Source organism: Streptomyces sp. NPDC004327 (genome assembly GCF_042873935.1).
GTDB lineage: Bacteria > Actinomycetota > Actinomycetes > Streptomycetales > Streptomycetaceae > Streptomyces.
The window spans coordinates 183297-194412 of record NZ_JBIAME010000009.1 but is presented as its reverse complement, the minus strand read 5'-3'; the positions used below and the strand labels follow the sequence as shown (position 1 = coordinate 194412).

General features: G+C 72.3%; 10 protein-coding genes. 2 read left to right on the top strand and 8 right to left on the bottom strand.

Annotation, left to right across the window (positions count from 1 at the left end; translation table 11 throughout):
- Positions 1-61 precede the first annotated feature (61 nt).
- Complete coding sequence (locus ACFYU9_RS29100) at positions 62-838, bottom strand: thioesterase II family protein (RefSeq protein WP_389208335.1); 777 nt, start codon at positions 836-838, stop codon at positions 62-64.
- 165 nt (positions 839-1003) lie between these two features.
- Between ACFYU9_RS29100 and ACFYU9_RS29095 the strand changes: the two genes are divergently transcribed.
- On the top strand, positions 1004-2182 hold the full coding sequence (locus tag ACFYU9_RS29095; RefSeq protein ID WP_389208337.1) for an NAD(P)/FAD-dependent oxidoreductase: 1179 nt from the start codon (positions 1004-1006) through the stop codon (positions 2180-2182).
- A gap of 65 nt (positions 2183-2247) precedes the next feature.
- Here the strand turns inward: ACFYU9_RS29095 and ACFYU9_RS29090 are convergent, their stop codons facing one another.
- The 7 genes from ACFYU9_RS29090 to ACFYU9_RS29060 all read right to left on the bottom strand — a co-directional run bounded on the left by ACFYU9_RS29090 (position 2248) and on the right by ACFYU9_RS29060 (position 9640).
- A complete protein-coding gene (locus ACFYU9_RS29090; protein ID WP_389346630.1) occupies positions 2248-3438 on the bottom strand; it encodes a hypothetical protein in 1191 nt (396 codons plus the stop codon).
- Positions 3435-4433 carry a methyltransferase gene (locus ACFYU9_RS29085; RefSeq protein ID WP_389346628.1) on the bottom strand — a complete coding sequence of 333 codons (999 nt, stop codon included), beginning with the start codon at positions 4431-4433 and terminating at the stop codon, positions 3435-3437. Before ACFYU9_RS29085 ends, ACFYU9_RS29090 begins: the two co-directional genes overlap by 4 nt.
- Positions 4434-4437: 4 nt before the next feature.
- Positions 4438-4614 (bottom strand): hypothetical protein, encoded by a 177-nt coding sequence (locus ACFYU9_RS29080; protein WP_389208342.1) that lies wholly within the window; start codon positions 4612-4614, stop codon positions 4438-4440.
- Between the two features lie 143 nt (positions 4615-4757).
- The gene (locus ACFYU9_RS29075) at positions 4758-5771 is read right to left on the bottom strand and encodes a polyprenyl synthetase family protein (protein WP_389346771.1); all 1014 of its coding nucleotides are present in this window, start codon (positions 5769-5771) and stop codon (positions 4758-4760) included.
- Positions 5772-5893: 122 nt separating this feature from the next.
- Positions 5894-6955 (bottom strand): terpene cyclase, encoded by a 1062-nt coding sequence (locus ACFYU9_RS29070; RefSeq protein WP_389346626.1) that lies wholly within the window; start codon positions 6953-6955, stop codon positions 5894-5896.
- Entirely contained in the window at positions 6952-8325 is a 1374-nt protein-coding gene (locus ACFYU9_RS29065) for a cytochrome P450 (RefSeq protein WP_389208345.1), read from the bottom strand. The genes ACFYU9_RS29070 and ACFYU9_RS29065 overlap by 4 nt, the downstream gene beginning before the upstream one ends.
- Before the next feature lie 22 nt (positions 8326-8347).
- On the bottom strand, positions 8348-9640 hold the full coding sequence (locus ACFYU9_RS29060; protein ID WP_389346624.1) for a cytochrome P450: 1293 nt from the start codon (positions 9638-9640) through the stop codon (positions 8348-8350).
- Positions 9641-9846: 206 nt separating this feature from the next.
- Between ACFYU9_RS29060 and ACFYU9_RS29055 the strand changes: the two genes are divergently transcribed.
- Positions 9847-11097, top strand: a complete 1251-nt coding sequence (locus tag ACFYU9_RS29055; protein ID WP_389346622.1) for a glycosyltransferase — start codon at positions 9847-9849, stop codon at positions 11095-11097.
- The last annotated feature ends 19 nt before the right edge of the window (positions 11098-11116 follow it).

Sequence of the window (11116 nt, the reverse complement as noted above, 5' to 3'; positions counted from 1 at the left end):
GCCCTGACGGCCCTGACACCGAGCCGCCGTACGGCGCCAATCCGCCGTACGGCGCCGGTCGTCAGACGGCGGCCAGCAGCTTCGTCAGCTCGCCGGCCAGCCGCTGGACCTCGGGGATCAGATAGAAGTGGTCGCCCGGCAGGACCGACAGCGTGAAGCCGCCCGTGGTCGACTCGGCCCACGGGCCCATGCTCTCCGCGGTCACCTGCGGATCCCCGTCGCCGATGTACCCCACCACCGGCGCGGCGAGCCGCGGCAGCTCACCGGGCCGGTACGCGTCGAGCATCCGGTAGTCGGCGCGGATCACCGGCAGCATCAGCTCGCGCAGCTCCGGGATGTCGAGCGCGGCGGCGAACGTGCCGCCGAGCTCGGCCACGTCGCGCAGCAGCGCCTCGTCGTCCTCCGGCGAGACCTTGCGGCCGCCCGGGTACGCCGGCGCGGTCCGGCTGGAGACCACGAGCCCGCCGAGGACCGGCCCGTACCGCCGCTCGATCCGCAGCGCCACCTCGTGCGCGACGGAAGCGCCCATGCTGTGCCCGAAGAGCACCACCGGGCGGTCGAGCAGCGGCGCCAGCGCCTCGGTCACCCGGTCGGCGAGCTCGTCCAGGTCCTCGGCGCAGTCCTCCATGATCCGGTCCTCCCGGCCCGGGTAGCAGACCGCCTGCACCTCGACGTCGGCCGGCAGCAGACGCGGCCAGTCACGGAAGAAGCTGGCGGCGCCCCCGGCGTGCGGGAAGCAGATCAGCCGGGCACGCGGGCTCGCCACGGGCCTGGGCCTGCGCAGCCAGGTCTCCTGCAGGTCGGCGGCCGGCAGCGGATGGGGCCTGGGACCGGTCATGGGCACACTCCTCGGGTATACGGATCGGGCCGGGACCGTACCGGCCCGCCTTATCGGCGCCGTATCGGCTCCGGCCCCGCCGCCGCCCCGGGGATAACGGCTCAATGGCGGCCGCTCCTAGCCTGCGGGAAGCCATCACTCGCCCAGAGGGACAAGGAGCCCCCCGTGTACGACGTCATCGTGGTCGGAGCGCGCTGCGCAGGCGCCCCCACCGCCATGCTCTTCGCCCGCGCCGGATACCGGGTGCTGATGCTGGACCGGGCCGAATTCCCCAGGGACACCCTCAGCACCCTCTACATCCATCAGCCCGGCGTCGCGCTGCTGCGCCGCTGGGGGGTGCTCGACAAGGTGATCGCCACCGGCTGCCCGCCGGTGGACCGGGCGGTGTACGAGGTCGCGGACATCCGGATGGAGGGCTGCTCGGTCCCGGTCGACGGCTTCCGCACCGCCTACGCGCCGCGCCGGCACCTCCTGGACGCGGTCCTCGCCGACGCGGCGGTCGCCGCCGGGGCCGAGTTCCGCCAGGGCTGCGCCGTCGACGCGGTGCTGTCCGACGGCGACCGCGTCGCCGGGGTCCGCTACCGCACCGCGGACGGCAGGCACCACGAGGAGCGGGCCCGGCTGGTGGTCGGCGCCGACGGCATGCGGTCCCGGTTCGCCACCCTCGTCGACGCCGAGGTGATGACCGAACACCCGCCGCTGACCTGCGCCTACTACACCTTCTACGAGCCCTTCACCGACCGCTTCGAGCTGCACCAGGCACCCGGCCGCTGGGTGGGCACCATCCCCACCAACGACGCCACCCTGGTCGCCGCGTACTTCCCGCAGTCCGAGTTCGAGCGGGTGCGCCGGGACGCCACGAGCGCCTACCGGGAGGCGCTGCGCGACACGTCCCCGGAGCTGTTCGGGCGGATGGAGGCGCTGACCCCGCTGGAGCGGCTGCGCGGCACCGGCGACCAGCAGAACTTCTTCCGCGAGCCCGTCGGACCCGGATGGGCCCTCGTCGGCGACTCCGGCCACCACAAGGACTCCATCACCGCGCGCGGCATCACCGACGCCTTCCGGCAGGCGCAGCTGCTCGTCGACACGATCGGCGACGGCCTGGAGGACCCGGAGGAGCTCGACCAGTCGCTGGCCGAGTACGCGGACCTGCGCGACGAGATGCTGTTCGACCCGTACTACGCCACGCTCTCGGTGGCCGAACTCCAGGTCCCCGCCGACCGCTTGGACGTGCTCCGGGTGATCGCGGGAAGCCAGGAGCTCACCGACCGCTACTTCGGGACCCTGGCCGGCGTGCTGAGCGTCGAAGAGCTGTACTCGGAGGACCTGCTCGCCCTGCTGTGAAGCCGGGGCCGGCCCCCGGTCCACCTGGGGGCGGCCCCGGCCGCGCAGCCTTCGCCGGGAGGGGATCAGCGGAAGAGGAAGCCCGACAGCAGTTCCCGGGCACTGACCGGGTCCTGCCCGGGCAGGCAGGCGTCCTTCTTGACGAACTTCTTCACGTAGGCGGCGCCCTCGGTGCCGCCGGACGCCTCGACCCCGGACGGCAGATAGGTCCGGGCGAAGCGGTAGTGCGAGCCGCGCCACCGGGACAGGCTGCGGTCCAGCCGCGTCCAGCCCTCCGCGAGCGCCGGGTCCCCGGTGCCGGCGACGACGGCGGACAGCGCCCGGTATCCGGTGACGGCCGGCGAGTTGAGGACGTCGAGGTGGCCGATGGAGTCGTACACCTCGCCCTTGCGCGGGTCGAAGCCGTAGACCGCGATCTCCATCGAGTTGTAGCCGAGCGACTGCACGGCACTGGCCTGCCCGGTCTGCTCCCGGAAGGTCATGAACCCCTCGGGGGACAGGGTGAGCAGGACCCGGAAGATCCCGTTGAGCAGCTCCGCGCAGTCCGCCGCCTGCGCCAGCCGGCGGGCCGCGCCGGCCGGGTCCTCGCCGGCCGCGTCGGCGACCTCCACGGCGAGGTGCCGGACCAGGAAGAACACCGACTCGCACGCCTGGACCGCGCGCAGGAACACGTGCTCCTCGTGCCGGTCGGAGCGGGGGAAGCGGGTGCACTCGGCGAGCAGCGCGACCCGCCGCGCCGACTCCGGGTCGAGCGCCGCCCGGTCCACCAGCTCCCCGGCCGGGGTCAGCGAGAACGGGTCGGCGGTCGTCCCGCGCACGGTCCCGATGAGGCTCTCCAGGAGGGCGACGCGCTCGGCGACGTGGTCCGGCCGCGGCACCGGCCCGCCGACCGGCCAGACCGCCCGCTCGACGTCGAGCAGGTCCACCAGCGTGGTGTGCAGGGCGAGGAGCCCGGCGCCGACCGGGTCCTTCGGCCAGTGCTCCAGGAACCAGGCGTACACGTGCATGCAGGTGTACTGGTAGTACTCCGGGACGGTCACCTCCCGGCTGAACGGGCGGGTGAGCAGCCGCAGCACCTCGCCCTCGTCCCCGGCCGCGTCCGCCGGAGTGCCGTCGTACAGCGAACCGAGGGCCTCCCGCTCGGCCGGTTCGAGACCGGAGCGGCCGCGGACCCGCTGCATCAGGGCTATCTCCCGGTGCCGCGCCGTGAGGGGGGCGACGCCGGGCGGGAGCGCGCCGGACGGGTTCGCGCTCATGGCCGGCTCCCGATGACGAGGTGCTTGTCCCAGCTCGACCGGCGGGTGACGCAGTCGGTGAAGCCCGCCTCCTCCAGGAGCGCGGTGTACTCCGCCGCGGTGCGGTGCCGCCCGCGCGTCTCCACGTGCATCGACAGGTTCATGGCCGCGGTCGGCAGCGGACCGCCGTCCTCGTCGAACAGCCGCTCCATGATGAGGACCCGGCCGCCGCTCGCACACGCCTTGTGGGCCTTGCGGAGCAGTTCGAGACAGAAGTCGTCCTCCCAGTCCGAGAGGATGTAGCCGAAGGACACGCAGTCCGCCGCGGGCAGCGGGTCCCGGAAGAAGTCGCCCGCCGCGAAACCGAGCCGGTCGCCGAGGCCCCGGGCGTCGCGGGTGCGTTCCAGGTGCGTCCCGACCTCCGGCAGGTCGAAGACCGTGACGCGCAGCTCGGGGTACCGGTCGAGGGCGGCGACGGCGAAGGCTCCGCTGGCGCCGCCGACGTCCACCAGGCGGCGCGTGCCGTCCAGTCCGGCGAGGCCGGCCAGCTCCTTCGAGGGCTCGAAGCTCAGCTGCCACATCGCCCGGAGGAAGGACTCGGTGGCCTCCTCGTCCCGGTAGATCGTCTCGAACGGCGACGGAAGAGCCGCGTCGACGGCTTCCTTTCCGCGCTCCAGATAATGGTGCAGCCGGGTCAGCTGACCGGTCGTATTGGTCACCAGATGGTCGACGAATCCCCCGAGATAACGGGGATCGCGGGAGTCGAGAAAGGGTGCGGTCTCCTCCGCCACGCGGTATCTGCCGTCCGCGTCACGCTCGACGACCGACACGGCGGCCAGGACCAGCAGCAGCCGCTCCAGGGTCTCCGCGTCGATCGTCAGCGCCGCCGCCGTCTCGGCGGCCGAGGACGGTCCCCGCTCGATCAGATGGGCGAGGACGCCGTGTCTGTCCGCCAGATGCAGGGCGTGGGTCGAGAACAGCCCGTAGACGACGTTGTCGAGAGTGCCCGGGGCCATCGACTCAGGTCCAGTCCTGGTTGTCCGCGTGCACGGCGATCTCCGTGGTCGTCGTGACGGCGTCGAGCCGGCCGGTGGCCCGCACGTCCGATTCGGCCGCCGCCATTCCGCCGGCCAGGGTCATCAGAATGAATGAGGCAACGAACGTCCGGAATATATTGCGCCCGGTGATGAGTTTCATGCGTCCTTCTCGGCGTAGTCCCTTGTCCCTTTTCCTCGGAAGAGGCTATGCCGAAGCGAATTCAAATCATTATTGCCTCGATTTCGCGTGCGGATCGGGGGCCCGGACCGGGACCGCGGGCCGGGGCCGCCCGGGGCCGCGGATCAGGAGTCGCGACGGGTGATCAGGTCGGCGAGCAGGCTCAGCGCCCGCGCCCCCTCCCGGTCCGGGCCCGCCACCGTCAGGCAGTCCAGCGCCGCCCGGCGTTGCCGCGCCGCCTCCCGCGACGCCCAGCCGCGGCCCCCCGCCTCCTCGACGAGCCAGGTCGCCTCGGCCACCTCGTCGTCGGTCAGCGGCTCCGGCCGGTGGTACAGCGCCGCGAGCCGGGCGCCGGCCTCGGTGCCGCTGGAGAGCGCGGCGACCACCGGAAGGGACTTCTTGCGCGAGCGGATGTCCGAACCGACCGGCTTGCCGGTCACCACGGTGTCGCCCCACAGGCCGAGCACGTCGTCGACGAGCTGGAACGCGAGCCCGAGATGCCGGCCGAACGCCCGCATCGCGTCCACCCGTTCCGGTGCCACGTCCGCCACCAGCGCGCCGAGCGCGCAGGCCCGGGCGAGCAGGCCGGCGGTCTTCCCGTCCGCCATCGCCAGGCACTCCTCCAGACCGACGTCCCGCCGCGCCTCGAAGGACACGTCGGCGGCCTGGCCGGCGACCAGTTCGAGCAGCGCCCCGCACAGTTCCCGCAGCGTGGCCGCGCTCCGGTCCGGACACCTGCGGGCGATCACGTCCAGGGCCAGGGCCAGCAGGGCGTCCCCGGTCAGCACCGCCTGGGAGCTGCCGAAGACCGACCAGACCGTACGGATCCCGCGGCGGGTGACGTCACCGTCCATCAGGTCGTCGTGGACGAGCGAGAAGTTGTGCACCAGCTCCACGGCCGCGGCGGTGGCCACGGCCTGCTCGGCCGGGGCGCCGAGGGCCCGGGCGGTCGACAGGACCAGGGCGGCCCGCACCCCCTTGCCCCAGCCGGTGTCCGCCGGCCGGCCGGCCTCGTCCGCCCAGCCGAAGTGGTAGCCGGCCACCGAACGGACCGGTTCGGCGAGCCGGCCGACGGCGTCGCGCAGCTCGGGACCGACCAGGGCGCGGGCCCGGCCGAGCAGCTCCCGGCTCTCCCGGATCCGGTCCGCGGCGGACTCGTCCGCCGGACCGCCCGGCGCACCGGGCCCGTCCCAGGCGATGCCGGCCCGCTCGGTCCCGGACCGGCCCGCGGCCGGCGGGACCGCGGTGCGTGGCGTCGTGGTCACCGGTCGACCCCCATCACGGCCGTCTCCAGATACTCCTGCGGCCGCTCCCGTACGGAGGCGTCCGACGACTGATAACGCTTGGTGGCCCGGGACCAGTCCAGGTTCCCGCGCATCCAGCTCCGCATGCCCGCGAGATAGGGCCGCAGGACCGCGGCGTGGCCGGGGAAGGCCCGCAGCAGCTCCCGCTCCTTGACCAGGAAGCGCTCCGTCTCGGCGTCGACGGCGTCGCGCACCCGCACCAGGGCCGGGTCCCGGTCGAGCGCGTGGTGGTGCCGGACGATGTGGACCAGGTTGTGGACCTCGCCCAGCGAGCGCTCCTTCTCGTACGAGTAGAGGTCGTTGGTCCAGCAGACGACGTCGCAGGCGGCGTTCAGCGCGTCCGTGAACGGCCCGGAGCCGTAGAGGTCCTCCGGGACGTCGAGCCGCTCGACGACGTCGATGAAGTCCATGCACACGTAGATGGCGCCCGTGTGCCGGCGCCTCGGTATGTACTCCGCCTCGTCCGGCACGATGCCGGCGAGCCGGTTCCCGGCCTCCCAGACCGCCGCCGTCGCGAGGCAGTCCTCCAGGTGCCGGACGAACCGGCGGCGCCAGGCGGCGGTGGTGTCCGGGGCGGTGCGCGACCACAGGTCGGCCAGCGAGGAGACGGCCACCGGGAGTTCCCCGCCCGGGGCGGCCGCGGACGCCCCGAAGTCGTCGCTGCCGAGGACCGCGCGCATGCCGTCCACCACGGCCCCGAAGTGCTCCGGGTCCCGCCCGACCGCGCCGTCGTCCAGCTGGTCGTCGACGAGGAAGAGCCAGGCGAACCAGTCCGCCATCAGGTCCACGTGGGCCGGGCTCGCGGTGGGGTACACCATCGCCGCGAACCAGCCGAAGTCGGCGCGCTCGAAGCGCTCGCGGGCCCGCTCCTGCCGGACCAGACCGGTCCGCCCGGTCCACTCGGTGAGGTGCGCGCGGGCCTGCTCCACCCGGGGGCTGACCCGGTACGGGAAGGGGCTGGACGGCTCCGGCACGGGCGGGTGCGCGCGGTCCGTCAGGGCGTGGGGGGCGTTGTTCATCGGCGCCTTTCGGGACGCAGGCGGATGCCGCCCTTGGGGTGCAGGGTGATGAGGGCCTCGGGGTGCACCTCGGGCGCGCCGGCCGGCAGGACGAGCCGGTGCGTGCGGGCGACGGTGGCCAGCACCAGGACCAGTTCGGTGAGGGCGAAGTGCTTGCCCACGCAGATCCGGTGGCCGCTGCCGAAGGGGATGTAGACGTGCTTGGGGCGCTTCGCCACCTCCTCCGGGGCGAATCGCTCGGGCACGAAGCTCTCGGGGTCGTCCCAGAAGTCCGGGTGCCGGTGCAGCAGGTAGCTGTTGATCAGGACGTTGCTGCCGGCGGGCATCCGGAAACCGCCGATGTCGTCGTCCTCCTTCGCCCGGCGCATGAACTGGTAGGCGGGGGAGTAGATGCGCAGGGTCTCCTCGGCGATCATGCGGGTGTACGCCAGCTTCGGCAGGTCCGCGAACTCCGGGACCCGGCCGCCGAGCACCTCGTCGACCTCGGCGTGCAGCTTCGCCTCGACCTCGGGATGCCGGGCCAGCAGGTAGAAGGCCCACGACAGGGTGTTGGTCGTCGTCTCGTAGGCGCCGATGCAGATGTTGAGGACCTCGTGGTGCAGCTGCTCCAGGTCCATCCCCTTGCCGTCCTCCTCGTCCACGGAGGTCAGCAGCAGCGTCAGCAGGTCGGTCGCGTCGTCCGCGGACACCTCTTCGGCCAGCCGCTTCTTGATGAAGCCGGAGACGAAGTCGTCCATGTCGTCGATCGCCCTGCGCAGCCGCCGGTGGCGCGGGATCGGCACGTCGAGCGGCGGGAAGGGGAAGCGGAAGAAGGCGCCCAGGATGCTGTTCGCCTCGCCGAAGGCGCGCTCGAAGGCCTGGGCGGACTCGCTCACGTCGGCGCTGAACAGCGACCTGTTGACGATCCGGAGGGCCAGCTGGCCGATCTCGTCGGTGACGTCGAGGGTGCCGCCGGGCCCGCTCGGGGCCGGGCCGGACTCCCAGCGCCCCAGCATCTGCTCGGTCTCGTCCGTCATGTTGCGGGCGAACCGGGCGACCGTACGGGGCGTGAAGTGCGGGGCCATCATGCGGCGCTGGCGGCGCCACAGCTCCATGTCGGCGTTGGCGATGAGCCCCTTGCGCAGCACCGGGCGGACGATCCGGAAGAGCGCCGCGTCCTTGTCGTACCCGTCGCTGTTGTCCACCAGGACGTGCTTGATGTGATCGGGGTGGTTGACGAGCACCATCGGGATGCCGAGCGGCCTGAAGCGGAAGATGTCGCCGTGCTGCCGGATGCCGTCGTCCAGGAAGCGCAGCTGGTCGCGCTTGAAGGCGAGCGTTCCGCCGACGCCGCCCAGCGCTCCGACGGTGGGGATCTCTGTCAGGGTCATGCGGGACCTCGTTCGTCGGGCGTCAGCGACGCGTGAACCGCAGATGGATGCCGCCCTTGGGATGCAGGGTGACCAGGGGGGCGAAACCCGCCGGGGGCTGGCCGGGCGGCCGGGTGGCGTGCAGCGTCTGCGCGAGCATGGCCGTGATGATGTGCAGTTCGGTCAGCGCGAAATGCTTGCCGAGGCAGTGCCGGGGCCCGCTGCCGAAAGGCTGGTACACGTTCCGGGGGCGCTTGGCGACCTCCTCCGGGCGGAAACGCTCGGGGTCGTAGCGGTCCGGTTCCGGCCAGAATTCCGGATGGCGGTGGAACGTGAACATGTTGAGATAGACATCCGTGCCGCGCGGGATGTGATATCCGCCGATCACGTCGTCGTCGATCGCGTGCCGCATCGTCTGCCACGCCGGCGTGAACATCCGCAGCGTCTCGTCGATCACCATGCGGGTGTACGTCAGTTTCGGCAGGTCCTCGAACGTCGGCACCCGCCCCGCGAGGACGCCGTCCACCTCCTCCTGCACCCGGCGCTGGACGTCCTGGTGCGCGGCGAGCTGGTAGAAGATCCAGGCGATGGAATTGCTGGAGGTCTCGTAACCCGCGATGATCATCGAAAGGATCTCGCTCGCGAGCTGGTCGTGGGTCAGCCCGGTGCCCGTCTCCTCGTCCATCGCGTTCAGCAGCAGCGTGAACAGGTCGACCTCGTCGGAATCGCTGTTCATCCGCTGGTCGATCAGATCGGCGATGAAGGCGTCCAGGCTGCGGATCAGCGCGCGCAGCCGGTTCCGCTTGGGCGAGTACCAGGACAGCGGGGGGAACGGGAAGCGGAAGAAGTCACCCGCGATGGAGTTGACCTCGACGAAGTCCTCGGCGAAGCGCCGGCCCCGGTCCGGGGAGACGATCCCGAACAGCGAGCGCAGCACGATCTGCAGGGCCAGATCGGCGGTCTCGGTGCTCACGTCCACGACGGTGCCGTCGCCGAACCGCGTCTCCCACCGCCGCAGCATGTCACCGGTCAGGTCGCTGATGTTGGTGGAGAAGGACGCGACGCTGCCATGCTGGAAGGACGGCTGCATGAGCCGGCGGTGCCGGCGCCATTCCGCGCCGCCCTTGTTGGCGACCAGACCCTCCCGCAGCACCGTGCGGGTCGCCCGGTAGAGGAAATTGTCCTTGTCGTAGTTCTGGTGACGGTCGACCAGGACGTGCTGAAGGTAATCCGGATGGTTGACCATCACCGTCGGCAGACCGCCGAGGCGCATGTGGAAGATATCGCCCTTGTCACGGACCGTGCGGATCAGGAATCCGAGCTGATCGCGGCGCATGGCGGCGATTCCCGCGAGATTCTCCCGAAAACTCAGTCGGGGTACGGGAGTCGCTTCGGGCGTCGCGGACGGTCGGTGCGATGCTAATTCGGACATCAGACCCCTCTGAAGTGTTCCGCTGTCGCTCGAACGAGGCTATGCACCGCGGATTTCAAAGCGTTATCAGCGCATGGTCTTCGGACACCGGGTCCGATTACCATGCCGCCATGACCGTGCTGATCCTGACGACGGGCACCCATGGCGATATCGCACCGTTCATCGGCCTGGGAAGACGCCTCAAGGAATCCGGATACGACGTCGCCATCGCGACCTATGAAGCCTTTTCCGAGCAGGTGCGCGCCGGCGGCTGCGAGTTCCGCCGGCTGACCGGCGACCCGAGCCGGCTCGGCGTCGCCGAACAGGGCCGGTTGAAGAAGCCGGGACCCGGCGACACCCTGCGCACCGCGCGCTGGCTCAAGGACATCGCCCGGCACGTGGACGAGCTCAGCGGCGACCTCGTCGCCGCCGCCCGCCAGGGCGCCGACATCCTGCTGTGCTGCGGCCTGACCACCTTCTACGGCTACCACCTGGCCAAGGCGCTCGGCATACCGAGCATGGGGCTCGCCCTGCAACCGCTGCACCCCACCGGCGAGTTCCCGCCCCCGCTCGGCACGCCCTCCCTGGGCCGCCGCGGCAACCACGCCCTCGGCCGGCTCATGTTCACCACCGGACTCCACCCGTGGCGCAGCTCGCCGCGCTTCTGCCGCGAGCTCGGGGTGCCCGCGCTGACCACCGCCCAGACCCTCCGGCAGACCGCCCGCGAACGCTGGCCGGTGCACTACGGCTTCAGCCCCACGGTCGCCCCCCGCCCCGCGGACTGGCGGCCCGGCATCGAGGTCGTCGGCTACTGGTGGCCGCACGAGGAACCCGGCTGGCGGCCGCCCCGGGAACTCGCCGACTTCCTGGACGCGGGCCCCGCGCCGGTGCGGGTCGGCCTCGGCAGCGGCGGGGACCCGCGCGACCGCGAGGAGATCAGCGCGCTCCTCGCCGCCGCGCTGCGCAAGGCCGGTGTGCGCGGCATCGTGCAGTCCGGCTGGGCCGGCCTCCACGCCACCGGGGACGACCTCCTCACCATCGGCGAGGCCCCGCACCACTGGCTCTTCCCGCGCACCGCCGCCGTCGTGCACCACGTGGGCGCCGGCACCACCGCGGCCGCGCTGCGGGCCGGCGTGCCCGCCGTCACGCTGCCCACCTTCGGCGACGCGCCGTTCTGGGCCCGCCGGCTGGTCGCCCTGGGCGCCAGCCCCGGCTACGTACCGCTCAACCAGGCGGATCCCGACCGGCTCGCCCGGCTGATCCGGGCCGCCGTCGACCAGCCCCGCTACCGCGAGCGCAGCCGCGGCCTGGCGACCGCCCTCGCCGCCGAGGACGGCGCCGCCCGCACCGTCGAGACCGTGCGGCGCCTCCTCGGCGGCTGACCGGACCGCCCGGCGCCGC